18 protein-coding genes are annotated in these 20,510 nt (G+C 39.2%); 14 read left to right on the top strand and 4 right to left on the bottom strand.

Annotation, left to right across the window (positions count from 1 at the left end; all coding sequences use genetic code 11):
• Nucleotides 1-2 precede the first annotated feature (2 nt).
• From secD to F580_RS0119565, 3 genes are all read left to right on the top strand, one after another.
• On the top strand, nucleotides 3-1,850 hold the full coding sequence (gene secD, locus F580_RS0119575) for a protein translocase subunit SecD (RefSeq protein WP_026301551.1): 1,848 nt from the start codon (nucleotides 3-5) through the stop codon (nucleotides 1,848-1,850).
• Between the two features lie 18 nt (nucleotides 1,851-1,868).
• A complete protein-coding gene (secF, locus tag F580_RS0119570; protein ID WP_019029450.1) occupies nucleotides 1,869-2,816 on the top strand; it encodes a protein translocase subunit SecF in 948 nt (315 codons plus the stop codon).
• 274 nt (nucleotides 2,817-3,090) lie between these two features.
• The gene (locus tag F580_RS0119565) at nucleotides 3,091-4,488 is read left to right on the top strand and encodes a DEAD/DEAH box helicase (protein WP_019029449.1); all 1,398 of its coding nucleotides are present in this window, start codon (nucleotides 3,091-3,093) and stop codon (nucleotides 4,486-4,488) included.
• 120 nt (nucleotides 4,489-4,608) lie between these two features.
• Here the strand turns inward: F580_RS0119565 and cobA are convergent, their stop codons facing one another.
• A complete protein-coding gene (gene cobA, locus F580_RS0119560) occupies nucleotides 4,609-5,400 on the bottom strand; it encodes a uroporphyrinogen-III C-methyltransferase (protein WP_019029448.1) in 792 nt (263 codons plus the stop codon).
• 162 nt (nucleotides 5,401-5,562) lie between these two features.
• Nucleotides 5,563-6,366, bottom strand: coding sequence for an inositol-1-monophosphatase (gene suhB / locus F580_RS0119555; protein ID WP_019029447.1), 804 nt, complete (start codon nucleotides 6,364-6,366; stop codon nucleotides 5,563-5,565).
• A gap of 323 nt (nucleotides 6,367-6,689) precedes the next feature.
• Between suhB and trmJ the strand changes: the two genes are divergently transcribed.
• The 10 genes from trmJ (at nucleotide 6,690) to F580_RS0119505 (ending at nucleotide 16,139) form a co-directional block, all read left to right on the top strand.
• Nucleotides 6,690-7,499, top strand: a complete 810-nt coding sequence (trmJ, locus tag F580_RS0119550; protein ID WP_019029446.1) for a tRNA (cytosine(32)/uridine(32)-2'-O)-methyltransferase TrmJ — start codon at nucleotides 6,690-6,692, stop codon at nucleotides 7,497-7,499.
• A gap of 58 nt (nucleotides 7,500-7,557) precedes the next feature.
• Nucleotides 7,558-8,367 (top strand): serine O-acetyltransferase, encoded by an 810-nt coding sequence (gene cysE / locus F580_RS0119545; RefSeq protein WP_019029445.1) that lies wholly within the window; start codon nucleotides 7,558-7,560, stop codon nucleotides 8,365-8,367.
• Between the two features lie 258 nt (nucleotides 8,368-8,625).
• Nucleotides 8,626-9,132, top strand: coding sequence for a Fe-S cluster assembly transcriptional regulator IscR (gene iscR, locus F580_RS0119540; protein WP_019029444.1), 507 nt, complete (start codon nucleotides 8,626-8,628; stop codon nucleotides 9,130-9,132).
• Between the two features lie 48 nt (nucleotides 9,133-9,180).
• Nucleotides 9,181-10,395: an IscS subfamily cysteine desulfurase gene (locus F580_RS0119535; RefSeq protein ID WP_019029443.1), complete on the top strand. Its 1,215-nt coding sequence runs from the start codon at nucleotides 9,181-9,183 to the stop codon at nucleotides 10,393-10,395.
• Between the two features lie 137 nt (nucleotides 10,396-10,532).
• The gene (gene iscU, locus F580_RS0119530; RefSeq protein ID WP_019029442.1) at nucleotides 10,533-10,916 is read left to right on the top strand and encodes a Fe-S cluster assembly scaffold IscU; all 384 of its coding nucleotides are present in this window, start codon (nucleotides 10,533-10,535) and stop codon (nucleotides 10,914-10,916) included.
• 11 nt (nucleotides 10,917-10,927) lie between these two features.
• Nucleotides 10,928-11,251 (top strand): iron-sulfur cluster assembly protein IscA, encoded by a 324-nt coding sequence (gene iscA / locus F580_RS0119525; RefSeq protein ID WP_019029441.1) that lies wholly within the window; start codon nucleotides 10,928-10,930, stop codon nucleotides 11,249-11,251.
• 184 nt (nucleotides 11,252-11,435) lie between these two features.
• Nucleotides 11,436-11,963, top strand: a complete 528-nt coding sequence (hscB, locus tag F580_RS0119520) for a co-chaperone HscB (protein ID WP_019029440.1) — start codon at nucleotides 11,436-11,438, stop codon at nucleotides 11,961-11,963.
• Between the two features lie 60 nt (nucleotides 11,964-12,023).
• Nucleotides 12,024-13,886, top strand: a complete 1,863-nt coding sequence (gene hscA, locus F580_RS0119515; protein ID WP_019029439.1) for a Fe-S protein assembly chaperone HscA — start codon at nucleotides 12,024-12,026, stop codon at nucleotides 13,884-13,886.
• A gap of 88 nt (nucleotides 13,887-13,974) precedes the next feature.
• Nucleotides 13,975-14,313, top strand: coding sequence for an ISC system 2Fe-2S type ferredoxin (gene fdx, locus F580_RS0119510; RefSeq protein ID WP_019029438.1), 339 nt, complete (start codon nucleotides 13,975-13,977; stop codon nucleotides 14,311-14,313).
• A 311-nt stretch (nucleotides 14,314-14,624) separates the two neighbouring features.
• A complete protein-coding gene (locus F580_RS0119505) occupies nucleotides 14,625-16,139 on the top strand; it encodes a serine hydrolase domain-containing protein (RefSeq protein WP_019029437.1) in 1,515 nt (504 codons plus the stop codon).
• A gap of 552 nt (nucleotides 16,140-16,691) precedes the next feature.
• Here F580_RS0119505 and F580_RS0119500 read toward each other — a convergent pair.
• Nucleotides 16,692-19,037 (bottom strand): peptidase U32 family protein, encoded by a 2,346-nt coding sequence (locus tag F580_RS0119500; RefSeq protein ID WP_019029436.1) that lies wholly within the window; start codon nucleotides 19,035-19,037, stop codon nucleotides 16,692-16,694.
• Between the two features lie 146 nt (nucleotides 19,038-19,183).
• On the opposite strand from F580_RS0119500, the gene F580_RS0119495 reads away from it, so the two are divergent.
• The gene (locus F580_RS0119495; protein WP_019029435.1) at nucleotides 19,184-19,873 is read left to right on the top strand and encodes a glutathione S-transferase; all 690 of its coding nucleotides are present in this window, start codon (nucleotides 19,184-19,186) and stop codon (nucleotides 19,871-19,873) included.
• Between the two features lie 24 nt (nucleotides 19,874-19,897).
• On the opposite strand, the gene F580_RS0119490 is transcribed toward F580_RS0119495, so the two are convergent.
• Nucleotides 19,898-20,443, bottom strand: coding sequence for an NUDIX hydrolase (locus F580_RS0119490; protein WP_026301549.1), 546 nt, complete (start codon nucleotides 20,441-20,443; stop codon nucleotides 19,898-19,900).
• Nucleotides 20,444-20,510 lie beyond the last annotated feature (67 nt).

The raw sequence follows: 20,510 nt of genomic DNA, 5'->3' as shown, positions 1-20,510 counted from the left end.
TTGTGTTAAATAAATACCCTTTATGGAAAACACTGATGGTGGTATTTATCGTTGCTTTAGGTGCGCTCTATGCCACACCTAACTTATACGGTGAAGATCCATCCGTACAAGTATCAGGTTTACGCGGCGTTGAAGCTAATGCTGCGACGCTTGATACCATCAAAGTGCAGCTTGCTGCTAGCAATATTGACTTTGACAGCATTGCCTTAGAAAACGGTCAGGTATTAACGCGTTTTAAAAATACCGAAGATCAGCTTAAAGCCCGCGATGTATTGGATGATAATTTAAGTAAAAAATACTCCGTAGCACTGAGCTTAACCCCCGCGACACCAGACTGGTTAGCTGCAATTGGCGGCACGCCAATGAAGAAAGGTTTAGATTTAAGTGGTGGTGTTAGCTTCTTGATGGAAGTAAACATGAAAGAAGCCATTAATAAAGCTAGAATTGGTATGGTCAGTGATTTTCGCGGTGATTTGCGTAATGAAAAAATTCGTTATCGCAGCGTAAAAGAAGCCAATAACGGCATTGTAGTTATTTTCCGAAAGGTTGCTGATCTAGACGCGGCAGAGTCACTACTGAAAAAACGTTACCGTGATTTACTGATAAAAACGGATGACGATAAGTTAACCCTTACCGTAAAAATGACCGAACAAAAGCTAAAAGAAATTCGTGATTATGCCTTGCAGCAAAACATTACCATTATTCGTAATCGTGTTAATGAATTAGGTGTCGCTGAGCCCTTAGTACAACGCCAAGGTAAAAAACACATTGTTATCGAATTGCCGGGTATACAAGATACCGCTAAGGCAAAAGAAATTCTTAATGCTACCGCAACGATTGAATTTAGATTAGTGGATACCCAAGGCGATTTGGCTAATGCACTAAATGGTCGCATACCAGCAAACTCAATTTTATTAAGAGATAAAGACGGCAAACCAACCTTATTGAAAAAGCGCATCATGCTTACCGGTGATCATATTACTGATGCAAAATCAGGCTTTGATGAATACTCACGTCCACAAGTTAATATTTCACTGGATAGTGCTGGTGGTGCAAAAATGTCCAATGGCACTAAAAGTAATATTGGTAAACCAATGGCAACGGTATTTATTGAATATAAACCTACTGGTAAACGTGACGCCGAAGGTAATCTCATTTTTGAAAAAGTGCAAGAGATTATCTCTGTTGCTACTATTCAATCACGATTAGGTAAGAGCTTCCGCATTACTGGTGCTGGCAGTCCAGCAGAAGCGCACAACTTAGCGTTATTATTACGTGCTGGAGCCTTGATTGCGCCAATTACTATCGTTGAAGAGCGTACTGTTGGTCCAACATTAGGCGCTGAAAACGTGCGACTTGGTTTTGAAGCTATTCTGTTGGGTTTTGCTTTAGTCTTTATCTTTATGATTATTTACTACCGTGCTTTTGGTGTTGTTGCTAATTTAGCTCTGGCGGCAAACTTAGTGTTAATTATTGGTATAATGTCATTGATTCCAGGCGCAACTTTAACCTTACCTGGTATGGCCGGTATCGTCTTGACTGTTGGTATGGCCGTTGATGCCAATGTGCTTATATTTGAGCGTATTAGAGAAGAAATACGCGAAGGTAAGACAATTCAGCAAGCTATCCACCAAGGTTATGATGCCGCATTTTCTACTATCATCGATGCGAATATTACCACGTTAATCGCCGCAGTTATTTTATATGCGATTGGCACAGGGCCTGTTAAGGGGTTCGCAATCACCTTGTCTATCGGTATTATCACCTCAATGTTTACCTCTGTTATAGGTACTCGCGCAGTCGTTAATGCTATTTGGGGCGGTAAACGCCTTGATAAATTACCTATATAAAGACAGGAACGATAAATTATGCAAATTTTACACTTAAAAGAAACTGTCAACTTTATGAGCTATCGCAAGATAGCCATGGTATTTAGTGCCATATTGATGATTGCTTCAGTTATATCCTTAGCCACCAATAAACTTAACTTTGGTTTAGATTTTACTGGCGGTACCTTGATTGAAGTCGGTTTTGAACAACCTGCTGATTTAAAGAAAATTCGCCAAGTAATGACTGATAATGGTTTTGCTGATGCCAAAGTACAATTTTACGGTAGCAGTCGAGATGTTGTCATCCGCCTTGGTATACGTGAAGACGTTAAAGCTGAGATGTTAGGCAATGAAATTTTGGCGCTTTTAGAGTCTGGCTCAGGGCAGAAAGTTGATATGCGTCGTATCGAATATGTTGGTGCCAGCGTGGGTGACGAGTTAGCTGAGCAGGGCGGTTTAGCCATGTTAACGGCGCTTATCTGTATACTGATGTATGTTGCTTTTCGCTTTGAATGGCGCTTTGCAGTTGGCTCAGTAGTGGCATTATTTCACGATGTATTATTGACCTTAGGTTTGTTCTCAATACTAAATCTTGAGTTTGACTTAACAGTACTGGCGGCAATCTTAGCGGTTATTGGTTACTCCCTTAACGATACTATTGTGGTTTCGGATCGAATTCGTGAAAACTTTAGGAAAATACGTAATAGTAATTCAGAAGAAGTGATTAATATCTCCTTAACACAAACCTTGAGTCGTACGATTATTACTTCCTTTACTACGTTAATAGTATTGGCGGCTTTATTCTTTAGAGGTGGCGAGTTAATTCACGGTTTTGCTACAGCATTATTATTTGGTGTTTTTGTTGGTACTTACTCATCAATTTATGTTGCTTCGTTAGTGGCATTGGGCTTAGGTATTTCAAGAGAAGACTTAATACCCGAAGTGATTGAAAAAGAAGGTGCTGATCAAGAGGCGATGATGCCTTAAGTTTCATCAGTTATTGATTTAGCGAAAAGCCGAGTAACGAAAGTTACTCGGCTTTTTTATTTTTAGCCTATTTTTTTTGCACTACACTTACTGATATTATTTTATACCTGCTTTAGGTGAACCTGCGGGATTCAGCTAAAGCTCGTAATATATCTCACTGAGTGAGGGATAACTTAATAGACTTGGTATTAACCTTACTGTATGCTGCCGCCCCTTCATGCTGCCAACAGTTTCATCCCGCTGTCAGTATTTGCTATTTATTAAAGAGATTCTTATGAGCGATACCCCGACAACCAAATTTACTGATTTAGGTTTATCTGAGCCATTATTAAAAGCAGTGCGTGATAAGGGTTATGAAACGCCATCTCCTATTCAAGCGCAAGCTATTCCAGCCGTTCTTTCAGGACGCGATATTATGGCTGCAGCGCAAACGGGTACTGGTAAAACAGCAGGATTTACTTTACCGCTATTACAGCGCCTTTCTACTAACAAAGGCAATAAGGTTGCATCAAACAACGTAAGAGCATTAATACTTACCCCTACGCGTGAACTAGCAGCGCAAATTCACGAAAGCATAGAGACTTATGGTAAGTATTTAAATTTACACTCAATGGTAGTTTTTGGTGGCGTGAAAATTAACCCGCAAATAACGAGACTTCGCCAAGGCGTTGATGTACTCGTGGCGACACCAGGACGTTTACTCGATTTATACAATCAAAGAGCGTTAAAATTTAGTCAATTAGAAGTGTTTATTCTTGATGAAGCGGATCGTATGTTAGATATGGGCTTTATTCGCGATATTAAAAAACTTATTGCAGTGCTACCAAAAGACCGTCAAAACTTATTGTTCTCGGCAACATTTTCTCCTGAAATCCGCGCTTTAGCTAAAGGTTTAGTCAATAACCCTTTAGAGATTTCGGTAGATGCTGAAAATAGCACCGCTGAAAAAGTCACTCAATGGTTGATGGCCGTTGATAAAAAACGTAAACCAGCGGTATTAACGCATTTAATTCAAGAAAATAACTGGCAACAAGTATTGGTTTTCACTAAAACCAAACATGGCGCAAACAAGCTAACTAAGCATCTTGAAGCGGAAGGCTTAACTGCGGCGGCAATCCATGGTAATAAAAGCCAAGGCGCGCGTACTAAGGCCCTTGCTGCCTTTAAAGATGGCTCGGTAAAAGTACTTGTGGCAACCGATATTGCTGCCCGTGGTATTGATATTGATTTATTACCCCAAGTGGTTAACTTTGATTTACCGAATGTTCCTGAGGATTATGTGCATCGTATTGGCCGTACAGCCCGTGCAGGTAATACTGGACAAGCATTGTCATTAGTTTGTGCCGATGAGTTAGACTTATTGTGGGGCATTGAACATGTTATTCAGCAGCACATCGAACGAAAAGTTATTGATAAGTTTATACCTGCCAATGAATTAGGTGAATCACGTGAGATCAAACCTTTAAGAACAGGTAGACCGCCAAAATCTAAACCAAGTCAAAATTCAGGACGTGGTAGAGGTCGAGTTGAGCATAAAGATGGTCAACGCTCAGGTGGCAATGCTAGCGGCAATAAAGCAAAATCAGGTAACGACTCATCTAGACGTAAAAAGCCTGAATATGACGGTACTGGGCCTAAGCCTCGTAGACCTAGACGTGCAAATAACAGCTAGTTCTAATTAGAATCTCTTAATAATAGAGAAAGAAAAAGGCTTATGACGAATAGCGTGCTATTTATCATAAGCCTTTTTTGTTATTAGCTTTGTGTCATACCTTCGGTGTTATTCGGGTATTTAAGGGGTTAAATAGCCTAAGTTAGTCAATCGCTCACTGGCAAATATTCCCACGACATCACCAATAACGATTAAGCTAGGTGGTGTAATCTTATGTAAGGTCACTAGCTCGGTTAAATTAGCTAATGTGCCCTTTATTACTTGTTGGTCTTGATGAGTACCTTTTCTAATTAATGCTGCTGGCGTATTAATATCTCGACCTGCTGCGGTCAATTGAGTGATAATTATCGGTAAACTTTTTATACCCATATAAAAAACGATGGTTTGTTCCTTATCGTTTAATGCCTGCCAAGGTAAGTCTAATGCACCATTATCTTGCACGTTACCGGTTATAAAGGTGCAGCTTCGGGCCATTTTTCGGTGGGTTAAGGGTATGCCAGCATAGCTAGTACACGCTGATGCAGCGGTCATTCCTGGGACAATGTGACACGCGACGCCGTTACTTAATAAAAATTGAGCTTCTTCAGATCCTCGACCAAAAACAAATGGATCGCCACCTTTTAAGCGCACTACTTTTTTACCCAATAGAGCATTATCAACCAAAAGTTGATTGATGCCTTCTTGCGGAACTCTATGATCTGCTTGCTTTTTACCTACATATATCTGCAGACAGTCACTAGGCAGTAACGCCATTATTTCTTCACTTACTAGTCGGTCATAAATTACAACTTCTGCTTGTTTGATAAAACGATAAGCTTGAATTGTGAGTAAATCAGGGTCGCCAGGACCTGCGCCAACGAGGGCGACTTCCCCTGCGATAAAGGCTTGTTTTGCGGTATTAATTTTTTCCATGAGCTCTCTTAACAAATGTACTAAAAACTATATGGTTAGTCTAAAGCAAAAAAAGCGCCACAGTGACCTTATTTGAGTAAGGTTGCTGTGGCGCTTCATATTATTCTGCTATTACTTAGATATATAACTTAGATATATTAACTAAGTAAATTCAAAAAAGAATTACTTGCTAAGTGCATCACCTAAGTGAGGACGAATTTCTTTTAATACATCTTTTAATATACGAGTATTTGCGGCAACGATATTACCTGATTGTGAATGGTTATGACCGCCAGTAAAGTCAGTGACTAAACCACCCGCTTCAATAATTAATAGTTCACCAGCAGCAGTACTAAATGGCTTAGTACCGATTTCGAAGAAACCATCAATACGGCCTGCGGCAACATAAGCAAGATCAAGAGAAGTTGAACCTGCACGGCGCATATCTGCTGATTTTTGGAATAAGGCTGAGAACATTGCCATATAAGCAAGGCTGTGTTGTTTGTGCTTAACAGGGAAACCAGTCGCTAGTATTGTGCCTGAAATTTCTTTATTTTTATTTACACGGATTCTGAAACCGTTGAGTTGGGCACCTTTACCACGACTCGCTGTGAATAATTCTCCACGGATGGGATCAAATATAACCGCTTGGTCTAACTTACCTTTTACTTTTAAAGCAATAGAAACGGCAAAGTGTGGAATACCTTTGATGAAGTTGGCTGTTCCATCTAGCGGATCGATAATCCATTGAAAATCGTCATCACTGCCTTTTAAAACACCAGACTCTTCACCAATAATAGTGTGATCTGGGTATGATTTACGAATAGTCTCAATAATGGCTTCTTCAGAGCTAATATCAACACTGGTGACGAAATCGTTAGTGCCTTTTAATTCAATTTCAACTTTATCAAGTTGCTCCATAGAGCGAACGATAACTTTACCTGCTGTACGTGCTGCGCGCACGGCAATATTTAGCATGGGATGCATATATAGAGTACCTATTTGTAAATAAATTTTAAAAGAACAATACATTTTCAAGCAAACATTGTCTTGAAAATCGAGCGCGCAAAGTATAGCAAATAAAAAGTGATTAAGCGATAGCCTCGCAAAAATTACTGTTTAATAAGTGAACAGTTAAAGGTCTTAAATATTTTATAGAGAAAAATGGACTATTAAATATCAAATTGCCATAGATAAATATGCTTAATACGCGTGCTTTTTGTTAGCTACAGCAGTAATCTTCTATGGTAGAATACTGGCCATCTAGATGGACTACTAAGTCCAGTTAAGCAAAACAAGTCGAGTAAAAGATGTCAGATTCTCAACAAAGTAATACTACAGGTTCTTTATTAGACCGCGTTAAAATTGTGCTAGTGAATACTTCCGATTGTCGAAATATTGGTAGTGCAGCACGCGCAATGAAAACAATGGGTTTAAGTCAGCTAGTTTTAGTTGACCCAGTAGAAATGCCTAATGGCCAAGCACAAGCCTTGGCGGCAGGAGCTACTGATGTGTTAGCCAATGCTAAAGTCGTTAGTACACTAGCCGAAGCCATAGAAGATTGCGGCTTAGTTGTCGGTACCAGTGCTCGTTCACGCACATTACCTTGGCCTATGTTAGAGCCACGAGGCTGTGGTGAGAAGATGATCTCAGAGGCTGAGGAATATCCGGTCGCATTAGTTTTTGGCCGAGAAAGCAGCGGTTTAACTAATGAAGAATTACAGCTTTGTCATTTTCATGTGCAGATACCAGCGAACCCTGATTACAGCTCATTGAATTTAGCTATGGCCGTACAAACCTTAAGTTATGAAATACGTACTAGCTACTTATTGGCTCATGACCAAAACTATCAAGAGCGCAGTACAGGTAATGGTAACTTAATTGGTAAAGCAAAGGGCGAAGATCATGAGCTTTACCCGGTGAGTGAAGAAACTGAACGTTTCTACGAGCATTTTGAAAAAGCGCTTAAAAGCACTGGTTTTATTGTAGAAAATCACCCTGGACTTGTGATGACTAAACTAAGACGTTTATTTAATCGCGCCAGACCTGATGTTAAAGAAGTTAAGATGATGCGTGGTATTTTTTCCTCGATGGAAAGAACCAGTAAAGATAAGTCGTAACAGTGAACTGTGATAAGCAAAACGACTTATCACTTAAGAGAAATAAAAGGAATAATTTATGTTTAGTCGTATCAAAGAAGATATCAATAGTGTCTTTGATAGAGATCCCGCCGCTCGTACCAGTTTGGAAGTTATCCTCAATTATCCTGGTTTACATGCAATATGGATTCACCGATTAAGTCATAAGTTATGGTGCGTTAATTGGAAACTGTTAGCGCGTGTTATATCAACTTTCTCTCGTTGGTTAACGGGTATTGAAATTCACCCTGGCGCTAAATTAGGGCGGCGAGTTTTTATTGACCACGGTATGGGAATTGTCATTGGTGAAACCGCGGAAATAGGCAATGACGTTACCCTTTATCACGGTGTTACCTTAGGTGGTACCAGTTGGAAAGGGGGGAAACGCCACCCAACCCTAGAAGATAATGTTGTTATTGGCGCCGGCGCACAAGTGCTTGGCCCTATCACTATCGGCAAAGGCGGTAAAGTTGGCTCTAATTCTGTTGTTGTTAAAGACTTGCCTGCTAACGCTACTGCAGTAGGTATCCCAGGAAGAATCGTTCCGGATAAACCGAGCAAAGGTGAAGGTCAACAACGCGAAGCCTCCGCGAAGAAGTATGGCTTTGATGCCTATGCAGTTTCACATGATAACCCTGATCCTGTTGCGAAAGCCATTGGCCGATTACTTGATCATGTGCATTTAATGGATGATCGTGTGAGTGCACTTTGCAAAGAAATTAATACCCTAGGTGGTAATATCTGTGATAAAAACCTGCCTGAATTAAGAGTAGGTGAATTCGTCGAAGATGAAAAAGCAGCGGCTGAGCGTCGTGAAAGTAAAGTCACAGAGTTTGACCCCGAAATATAACTATCGAGTTTATAGTCCTTTACCGTAATAGTTGACTAAAACAGTCAACTATTACTTTTCGCTCAACGCTTCTTGGTGTACAATACTTGAGTAAATTACTCGGGTATTCATTTGACTAATCTGTAGGGTTATGTAAAATTGCGCAGAATTTGCAAAGCAAGGCATGTATTCTATGTTTTTGCTACCAAATAGCTTTGACTTAGTCGTCCTACTAAATTGATATATTGAATACACCAACAGAGTGTTTGAGAGTAGATTATGAAACTTACTTCTAAAGGTCGTTACGCAGTTACTGCCATGTTAGATGTTACTATTCATGCTGTATCTGGACCTGTATCTTTGGCCGATATTTCTGAGCGCCAAGGTATATCCTTGTCATACTTAGAGCAACTTTTTTCTCGTTTACGCAAACAAGGCCTAGTAACTAGTGTTCGTGGTCCTGGTGGCGGATATCGATTGGGCAGATCCTCAGCGCAGATTACTGTCGCAGATGTAATCTGTGCGGTAAATGAAAGTGTTGATGCAACGAGATGCGCGGGTAAGGGCAATTGCCAGGATGGCGAACAGTGTTTAACTCATTCCCTTTGGGAAGGGTTAAGCCAACGAATTGAAGAATTTTTGCAAAATATCAGCTTATCAGAATTAGTCGCTAAGCGTGATGTGCAACAAGTTTCTAAACGCCAAGATAAATTGCATATAAATGCACATAAAAGTATCGCGTTAGAAACATTAATAACCACAAAAAATGTAATGCACGACTGGTAATAACTTGTCGTGTCGTATTAAAGATTTACCATCGGAGAGAGTTAGCGAATGAAGCTTCCTATATATTTTGATTACTCAGCTACTACACCAGTAGACAAGCGTGTCGCAGAAAAAATGATGCAATATATGACCACAGATGGTCATTTTGGTAACCCTGCGTCACGTTCACATAAATTTGGTTGGCAAGCCGAAGAAGCGGTTGATATCGCTCGGAATCAAGTTGCTGAATTAATTAATGCCGACCCACGTGAAATTGTTTTCACTTCAGGTGCAACTGAATCAAATAACTTAGCCATTAAAGGTGCTGCTAATTTTTATCACAAACGTGGTAAGCACATTATTACCAGTAAAACTGAACATAAAGCGGTATTAGATACGTGTCGCGAACTAGAGCGTCAAGGTTTTGAAGTGACTTACCTTGACCCGGAAGAAAACGGTTTAATAGATTTAAATAAATTAAGCGACGCCATACGTGATGACACCGTATTAGTGAGCATCATGCATGTAAACAATGAAATCGGTGTTATCCAAGACATCAATGAAATTGGTGAAATGTGTCGAGCTCGTAAAGTCGTTTTTCATGTTGATGCCGCGCAAAGTGCGGGTAAAATTAACATTGACATGCAAGTTTTGAAAGTTGATTTGTTGTCGATTTCAGCACATAAGATGTACGGCCCTAAAGGTATTGGTGCTTTATATGTATCTCGCAAACCTCGTATTCGTCTTGAAGCACAAACTCACGGTGGCGGACATGAACGAGGTATGCGTTCAGGTACGTTAGCAACGCATCAAATTGTTGGTCTGGGTGAAGCATGTCGTTTAGCTAAAGCCGAAATGGCGCAAGATCTTATTCATGTTACCGAAATGCGTGACCGTTTATGGGCGGGTGTAAACAGCATGGAGCAAGTATTTGTTAACGGTGATTTTGATAAACGTTACCCTGGTAACTTAAATATCAGCTTCAACTTTGTTGAAGGTGAGTCACTTATTATGGCATTGAAAGATTTAGCAGTATCTTCTGGCAGCGCTTGTACATCGGCGAGCTTAGAGCCTTCTTATGTACTTAGAGCTTTAGGACTAAATGATGAAATGGCACATAGCTCAATTCGTTTTAGTTTTGGTCGCTTTACTACGGCAGAAGAAATTGATTACGCGATTACGTTAATTAAAAACTCAATTGGTCACTTACGTGACATGTCACCGCTTTGGGAAATGTTCAAAGACGGCATTGATTTAGATTCAATTGAATGGGCTGCTCACTAAATATAAACATATTTACATAAAATAATGTTTAGTAAAATAGTACAGCACTTTAGATAATATTTAGTGTCCAATAAGGTGTAGAAAGTAATTTTCTGGAAATTACTTAATAGCAATTTGGCACAAGTTAGGAGAGTAACATGGCTTACAGCGAAAAAGTATTAGACCACTATGAGAACCCACGTAATGTTGGTTCAATGGATAAAAACGATCCATCAGTAGCTACTGGTATGGTTGGTGCACCGGCGTGTGGCGACGTGATGAAATTACAACTTAAAATTTCTGCTGATGGCATCATTGAAGATGCCAAGTTTAAAACTTATGGTTGTGGTTCCGCGATTGCGTCAAGCTCATTGGTTACTGAATGGGTAAAAGGCAAATCAATTGAAGAAGCAGGTAAGATTAAAAACACCGATATTGCTGAAGAATTAGCTTTACCACCGGTAAAAATTCATTGCTCTATCTTGGCTGAAGATGCCATCAAAGCAGCGATTGAAGATTATAAAAGTAAACAAGGTAAATAACGGAGAAAACAATGTCTGTTACCATGACACCTGCTGCAGCTGAACGAGTACAATCTTTCATGCAAAATCGTGGCAAAGGACTTGGGCTTCGCTTAGGTATTAAAACTACCGGCTGTTCAGGTTTAGCCTATGTGCTCGAATTTGTTGATGATTTAAATGACGATGATCAATTGTTCAAAATTGATGATGTCAATATAATCATTGACGAAAAAAGCCTGGTTTACCTTGACGGCATCGAGCTTGACTTCGTTAAAGAAGGCTTGAACGAAGGCTTTAAATTCACCAATCCAAACGCCAAAGGTGAGTGCGGCTGTGGTGAATCATTTAACGTATAAGCTAATGTGTAATAACGTCTTCATCTCTTAGCTATTTTGCTCTGCTGCTACGTTGAAAGTACTCATTGACTAACGTCAACTCCGTGCTTTCGCCTTGCATCAGAGCAAGCTATCGTTGAGCTGAATTCATTATGGCGAGATCACTTTGTAGGTGCCTCGTTCATGTAAAATCTGAGAAAACATTTTGAATTACTTTCAATTATTCGGTATTGAAGCCTCTTTCGATGTCGATTTACAAAATCTATCATCAAATTATCAAACCTTGCAAAAGGCCGTCCATCCTGACAAGTTTGCTCACGCATCAGAGCAAGAACAACGCATTGCCGTACAAAAGTCTGCTCACATTAATGACGCCTATCAAACCATAAAACAACCATTACTCCGTGCTGACTATATATTAGTTCAACGTGGTGTTGATATGCCAAATGAGCAGCACTCTTTTAGTGACACTGGTTTTTTAATGCACCAGATGGAATTACGGGAAATGCTTGAAGACGTTAAGTCAGCCAGTGATGTTGATGCCGCATTGCTTGAAGTTCAACGAGTCTTATCGAGTGAATATCTACAGTTGACTCAACTGATGAGAGTACAGATAAGTGAAAATAACTCAGCATCTAATAGTGCAGCATGCGATAATTTGCGCAAATTAAAGTTTTATCAAAAACTAAATATTGAAGTAGATCGACTTGAAGATAGCTTATTTGAAGACTAGCGTGGCTAGCAAGCACTTCAACATTTATTATTAACCTAACTAAATCATTGAATTAACATCATGGCTTTATTACAAATTGCAGAACCCGGTCAAAGTACCGTTCCTCACGAACATAGATTAGCTGCAGGTATCGATCTTGGTACAACAAATTCCTTAATAGCAAGCGTACAAAGTGGCAACGCAAGTACCTTAATTGATGATCAAGGTCGTGATATATTGCCATCTATTGTTAGCTATCAAGCTGACAATATTCTAGTTGGCCAGGCAGCTCAAGCACTTAGTATTGAAGATGCCCAAAATACCATTACCTCGGCAAAACGCTTAATTGGTCGTTCTCTCGCTGATATTCAAAGCAAATATCCTGCTTTGCCTTATGACTTTTGTGGTGATGAAAATCACCCAGAAATAATGACCCGTCAAGGCGCGGTTAATCCTGTGCAAGTCTCAGCTGAAATTTTAAAAAGCTTAAACCTCCGGGCCCAAGCTGCTTTAGGCGGCGAGCTAACCGGTGTGGTTATTACCGTGCCTGCTCACTTTGATGATGCGCAAAGACAAAGTACCAAAGATGCGGCAAAGTTAGCCGGGCTTAGTGTCTTACGGTTATTAAATGAACCTACTGCGGCTGCGGTTGCTTACGGATTAGATTCAGGCCAAGAAGGTGTTATCGCTGTTTATGATTTAGGTGGGGGTACTTTTGATATCTCTATCTTACGTTTGAACAAAGGTGTCTTTGAGGTTCTGGCTACAGGTGGTGATTCAGCGCTTGGTGGAGATGATTTTGATGTGGTTATCGTTGACTATCTAGTCGAGAAATCAGGTCTGAAAAGACCATTTTCTCCTTCATTAGAACGTCAACTGATGCAACAAGCTTGTTTTGCCAAAGAGCAGTTAACCGATAGCGAAGAAGTTCAGATCACACTCTCTCTTGATGACGGTAGTGATTGGAGACAAAGTTTAAGTAAAACGCAGCTGAATGAGCTTATCGGCGAATTAGTTAAGAAAACCTTACGTGCTTGTCGTCGTACTCTTAAAGATGCCAGCATTACTGTTGATGAAGTGATAGAAATCATTATGGTTGGTGGTTCAACTCGCGTGCCATTGGTACGCGCGGAAGTGGAAAAACACTTTAATAAACTACCGTTAACGTCAATTGACCCTGATAAGGTGGTTGCTATTGGCGCGGCTATTCAAGCTGATATCTTAGTGGGTAATAAGCCTGATAGTGATATGTTATTACTTGATGTTACCCCTTTATCGCTTGGTTTAGAGACTATGGGCGGCTTAGTTGAAAAAGTAATCCCACGAAACACCACTATACCGGTAGCAAAGGCGCAAGAATTTACCACCTTTAAAGATGGTCAAACAGCAATGGTGATACACGTATTACAAGGTGAGCGTGAGTTAGTTGATGATTGTCGTTCATTAGCCCGTTTTGAGTTACGTGGCATTCCGCCTATGACTGCAGGTGCTGCCCATATAAGAGTAACCTTTAACGTTGATGCCGACGGTCTACTGTCAGTAACGGCGATGGAAAAGTCTACCGGTGTAGAGTCTAGCATTGAAGTTAAACCTTCATTTGGTCTTGATGATAATCAAATTAGTCAGATGATCAAGGATTCAATGAGCAATGCTGCTGAAGATATGCAAGCTCGTATGCTAAAAGAGCAACAAGTTGACGCCTCACGGGTTATTGAATCAGTACAAGCGGCTTTAACTGCGGATAGTAAATTGCTTAACAGTGATGAGATTACTGTTATCGAAAATGCAATTAAGTCACTTGCTCAGGTGAGTCAAGGCGATGAAATTAAAGCCATTGAAAATGCCCTTGATAAGTTAAACGACAGTACGGCAATATTTGCCGAGCGCCGTATGGATAGCTCAATTAGCCAAGCCCTTGCTGGTCAATCAGTTGATAAACTTTAGATAAACTGTAGGCGAGAATTTATTCTCGCTTTAAATTGAATCAGAGAATAGCGCGTACAAGTTCACGCCTACAAAGAGAATAAATAAAATGCCAAAAATTATATTTTTACCCAATGCAGAATTATGCCCAGATGGCGCCGTAGTTGAAGCCGAAAAAGGTGAGAGCATTCTTAACGTAGCGTTAAGAAATGACATTGGAATAGAACATGCTTGTGAAAAAGTATGTGCCTGTACTACCTGTCACGTAATTATTCGAGAAGGTTTTGACTCAATTGAAGAAGGTGATGAACTGGAAGAAGATATGCTTGATAAAGCATGGGGCCTAGAGCCTGAATCTCGTCTTAGTTGCCAATCAATTGTTGGTGATGAAGACCTAGTGGTTGATATCCCTAAGTACACTATTAATATGGTGTCTGAAGTTCACTAAAATATAGAGTAGTAATTGTTTATAAAAGGGTAATAACAGCGATGTTATTACCCTTTTTTGATCGGACATTATGTCTGGTTGAAAATCATTATCTTGATAGATTTTGGTTAACTATCTTTTGCCAAGTGAGTGTAACTTCAACTAGATAAACTTATGAGCAAGGGCAAGTGCTATAGCCAATAATTTAAATTTGAAGCAGTTAAACAAATTACTGAGTGAGGCCATTCAGTTGCTTAATAACATATATAAAAATATTCTCTTCTATACTTGTTTTCTAAAAAGGGTGAATCAACACACGAAGGAAGTCAATTATGAAGGTAAAAAATAATAGTTATGTAATTTTTTCAATTTTGTTAATGATCACTAGTAATACTCAGGCGCAGGTGAAAGATGATAAAGATGTGCAAGCTAACATTAACCTTGCGCGTGAATGGATAAAAAACCAGTTGGAATATGATGGTGTCCCTGGAGCATCAATTGCGGTGGTCTATGATCAGGAAGTTGTCTGGTCACAAGGATTTGGATTTTCTAGTTTAAGAGAAAAAGTCAGAGCCACAGCAGATACTAGATATAGTATCTGCTCAGTCTCCAAATTATTTACCAGCATAGGGGTAATGCAACTACGTGATAAAAATAAATTGTCCATTGATGCACCCATTGATTCAATTTTGCCCTGGTACAAAATGCCGCAGCTTAAAAATCAAGAAGAGCCAGTTACTTTGAGGAATATTCTTTCCCATGTTTCAGGACTGCCCCGTGAAGCTGTAACCCCTTATTGGGTTGATATTAAATTTCCTAGTCATAAAACCCTGCAACAAGGGACTGGAAAACAAAAACCTTTGTATAAACCCTATGAGCGTTTTCAATATTCAAATTTAGGTTTAAGTCTAGCTGGTGAAGCGATTGCACAAGCTTCAGGAACTGATTTTCACAGTTATATAAAAAACAACATTCTCACCCCTTTAAAAATGACAAATACCACCAGTGAACTGCCCATCGAAGAATATGGTAAATCTTTTGCGGCAGGTTATAAGTTGCGTAATGCTAAAGGCCATCGTGATGAGGTTGGCCCTTATGAAGTCAAAGCTCTAGCGCCAGCTGCAGGTTTTGCATCAAGTGCCAATGACCTAGCAAAATTCGCTAGCTGGCAGTTCAGGCTACTAGAAAAAGGCGGTGAAGATATCTTAAAAGCCACCACATTAAGAGAAATGCAAAGAGTACAATGGACAGCACCCGATATGGATGGTGCTACTTGGGGATTTGGTTTCGCTCTCTGGCAAGATAATAATAAAACCTTTGTTGGTCATGGCGGTTATTGCCCTGGATATAGGACTTCTTTTGTGACCCGAGTGCAGGATAAACTGGCTATTATCGCCATGGTGAATGTTAATGACGTAAGCCCGAGTAAATTGACCAAAGGATTACATGCACTGTTAAGTGAACCAATTAAACAAGCAGCTAAAACACAAGCTGATGAGGTTTCTGATAATAATAATTCAGAACCTGATGGTTCTAGTATTAAAAAATTGAGTAATGGCACATCTCAAAAAGTTGTTGATCTTAGTATTTATGAAGGAGTATTTGGGCTTAAGGATTGGCCTTGGCGTCTGGCTATTGCTGCTACCTCTGATGGGTTGAAAGGGATTGATTTATTTGATGATAAGCCTAATCAAAGACCACTTAAATTAAAACATGAAGAAGGTCATGTTTTTCGGGTGATTTCTAAAAAAGGTGAAGAACTTCATAGTGCATACTTTGAACTGGATAAGCACGGTAAAGCCATTCGATTCTGGGAACATGGTCAATACGCTGAACGTTTAAACTAGTGGCTAATTGTATTTATTGAGGGGGGTATAAATAGTGTACCCACTTTACATGTTTGATATTATAAGTTTTCAATTCAAGTTAATACGGGGTGTCTTGATGTCACTAACGGCTTTCAGTCGTTATATAGAGTTTAAGTATATATTGCTAAAACCATTTATATCAACTTGATAGACTCTAAAAATGCTTACCTGTTATTGTTTCAATGCATTACTTTAACTTTCCTATCTCAGAAAATTAGCAAGATACAAATAAAGTGTTTATATCTGAAAATAGTGAGCGTAATAATGAAGTTTATTGACCTGAAATTTAGACCTTTTTGGTATTTTATGAAGCCAAAAATTTTGTCCTAAAGTCTACATACCATTAATATGATGTCAAAAACTCACTAATTTATTTTTATATGTATATTAAAAGGCCATTAACATCAATATGTTAATGGCCTTTTTTGTTATCAAAGTCATGCTGGTTTAGTTGGGTTATACCGCGTTAGGCGGCATAAGCTAAACAACTTGAACTCGGTTGAATGCCAAGAGTTTGATGAACGTTATACTCTATAGACCGTTGTGGTATTGCACATTGGTTGACGTTGGTACCAGTGAGTTAAGCTTGTCTTGTGCATTTAATTGCTGGTTTGACAATTCATTCGAGTAGCCAACTGATTCGCTCTTATCGTGTTTAAGTAACTGTTCAAACTGTTCAATCAGTAGTTTTTTATCAGGAGATTCTTTATCACCGGCACCTATATTAGTTAGATCAATCATGAAACCATCAAATAGTTGGGTTAAATCTTTGATTATTTCAGTGTTTAAAAACTGATCATCATTATAAATACTTGGGTAACCGGCTTTTTGCTTATCAATAGCAAAAGAAACGCCTTTAAGGTTAGTGATACTGGTTGATTTGTCGCAAGAAAGCATACAACCATTATCTATACGCGGCTTTTCACAACCAACACTCTGCTGGAAGAAACACTGTCTACTGGTCATTAATAAAATAGGGTGATAAACGCTGTAAAGCATTTTGAAGTTTTCAGGACGTGCGATAGTCTTCATTTGTTGGCGGTTGATTTCATTGGAAATGAAGGCTCCACTACAATTGAACGACTCTTTCATCGCTAATAAGGCATAGGAATTGGTGGTGTTTAAGAACGGCCCTGCAATCCACTCAATACCTAACTCAAAGGCTCTATTGGCAATACCGGTATTGTTGGTAACGATTAATTTAGGTTTTACCTGCTCTAAAATATTTACTGCAACATCAAAATCTTTACCAATTAATACCGATGGAAACCAAGGGATTAGGCGAGGGTTCTCTTGGAAGAAAGCAACATATTTAGTACAACCACGTTTATAAGCATCAGGCAGTTTAAAATAAATATCGGCATCTGTTGCGTCACCAAGGGTGATATCACTCTCATCACATATTAAGAGTGATAATTTTGCATCTTGGTCTTTTTTAGCATGACGTACTAGTTTTGGTAGCTCTACTTCAGGTAGTACGGGTTTACCGTCATTGAGTAAGGCTGCTATCTTATTCTTAAGTGCGGTAAGCTCTTTAAAGGGAATAGTGACGCTTTGTGGGATATTGTTAGTGGTTAACTCGGTTAAATTAAACTCTGCGTTATTAAAGCTTTTAAAGCGCTTTTCTATAGCGCTATGATCAATGCAATTCTTTTCACTGGCGATAAGTACGCGCTGTGAATGCATAACATGCGTTCGCTCGGTATTTTTTATCGCACCAACGGAAAATCCTTGGTTGCTTCTTTGAACATCTGCTTCGCTAATTTTTATGGTAACGGTTAATGGTTCGCCAACTTCACCTGAAAAGACTAATGAGAGGTCACGTTTATCAATACTAAGGTGTTTTATTTTATCAAATACATCCGCGTGTATTTTTTCTTTTTCATCACTTAAGCTTTGTTCAACATCATGTATTTGTACTACAGAGATAGCGTTACTTTTATCTATAGCGTGGTATTTTGAGTTATCACGTGGGTTTTCAATAAACATTGATTGATTTAAATCGCCGCGTAAAAAGGCATTAGAAAAATCGCGATTGAATACTTTGTAAAGGCGTTCGCCGTCTTCAAGTAGCTCACCAGTAGCTACAAAACCATCGATTTGTTTGCGGAAACTATCAATAACGGTATGTACATAACTTGCCCCCTTGATACGTCCTTCAACTTTAAAGGAATGCACGCCCGCTTCTATTAGTGCCGGTAAATCAAAAAATGCTGAGTTGTCTTTAATATTTAATGGGAATTTATTACCTGTTTCGGTCGGTTTATATTCTTCACGACACGCTTGGCTACAACGGCCTCTATTGCCTGAATTACCAACACTGGCAGAGGTTGAATAACATAAACCGGAAAAAGCGATACATAATGAGCCATGCACAAATACTTCAGTAAGTACGTTCTCTTCCTGAGATACTTTAGTTATTGCGCTGATTTCTTTTAAGTTTAATTCACGCGATAAATTAACACGCGAGGCACCCAACTTTTTCAAAAAGGGTATTTGACCAATGTTATGGGTAGTTAACTGGGTTGATGCGTGAATATCAAGTGTAGGGAAGTGCTTTTTAAGGATATATAGCATACCCAAATCTTGAACAATAACACCATCTAAGGTGGTGTTCGCCAATTTACTTAATAACTTAGCCAGGGTTTTGAATTCACGTTCGAGAATAATGATATTGAGCGTTAAGAATATTTGGCAGTCATATTCGTGTGCGAGTCTAATAATACCTACGAGTTCATCAAAAGAAATATTAGCAGCACGATTTCGGGCGTTAAAGGTGTCTAAACCACAGTACACCGCATCTGCGCCAGCAATGATTGCCGCCTTGATCGCATCGATATCACCACCGGGGGCTAATAATTCTATTTTAGGACTCATTTATACAACTTTAGCCAAGTAAACGGCAGTTAAATTTCAAAGGGGGGATTTTACTCGTATAATGGGCCAATGAATACTGTTTAAGTCGCTTATTTATGCTGAACTTTATCAAGGTTAATAATTGCAGTGCTGGAGTATAGCTACCAATGAATGAACGTTTTAATAAAAAGCCTAATGACACGAGTACCTTACCTATCCTTTACTCGTTAAGAAACTGCCCGTATGCCATGCGAGCTAGATTAGCCATTTTTAAAGCTAAACAATCAGTGTTACTACGAGATTTAGTATTAAGTAATAAACCCAAAGAGATGATTGCTGTTTCATCGAAAGCTACTGTGCCGGTTTTAGTGCTAAATGACAGTACCGTTATTGACGAAAGTTTAGCGGTCATGTTATGGGCTTTACGCGAAACGGATCCCGCTGACCTACTGCATAGTCAGCAAGAAGACGCATTACCGGCAATGCTTTTACTCATTAATGAATTTGATAACGACTTTAAAAGATGTTTAGAAGCGTACAAATGCGCGAAACGTTATCAAGAAGACAATATTACTCAGTGCCGCGAAGCTTGTCAGTTATACATTAATCAATTAGAGCAGCGTTTAACTAAGCACAAATTTTTAATATCAGATAAAGAAAGTCTAGCTGACATTGCGCTATTACCTTTTATTCGACAATTTGCGCGAATAGAGCGGCAATGGTATTTGCAATCACCCTACCCAAAAGTAAGGCAATGGCTCAATAGTTACTTGCAAAGTCCCATCTTTACTAAAGTTATGGCAAAACATCCGTTATGGGTAGATAGCCGGCAAGATGTTTTATTTGGTGATAACTAACCCCGAACGTCCAGCGGCAGTCGCTTATAGTAACTCACTGACAATAAGTTTTAATAAAAAGGTCTCTCGTTCTATCGATAGACCTTTTTTGTCACTTTTGACGATGGTTTCTTCGTTGTGAGCGATGGCCTGATGAATATTCATCCATATAGGAAACATCCCATTACTCAATTCATGGGCTTCTAATTCAGGCTCAAGTAATTCATCATCGATAGTGCAGGTATAACAATAAGATTGCATATGAACGATTTCAAAGCCGGCTTTATGCCAGGGCCTAAACTCTTCATAAAGACCAAATTCGGCAACATCTTTCACACTATGCGCACCCGTTTCTTCTTTTAGCTCGCGAATAAGACCGTCAATATTACTTTCACCTTCATCTATGCCACCACCAGGTAAGCTATAGTCGTGATAGCGTTTGGTATAAAGTAATAAAATACTCTCTCCTTTAAGTACTATCGCTCTGGTCGCTTTACGAATAAAAAAATTAGTATTGGCGGAGTTATCAGCAAGGGATTTTATCTCAAAGCAGTTAATATCGGGATGAATCGTTGATTTAAGTAGGCGCATAATAAAGGACATAATGAATTTCTACTGCTGTAGATGGGGGGCATTGGCTATTAATCAATAAAAAATA

It is taken from the genome of Colwellia piezophila ATCC BAA-637 (genome assembly GCF_000378625.1).
GTDB lineage: Bacteria > Pseudomonadota > Gammaproteobacteria > Enterobacterales > Alteromonadaceae > Colwellia > Colwellia piezophila.
The sequence above is the reverse complement of the archived record's forward strand: the minus strand, read 5'-3'. Positions and strand labels throughout refer to the sequence as shown.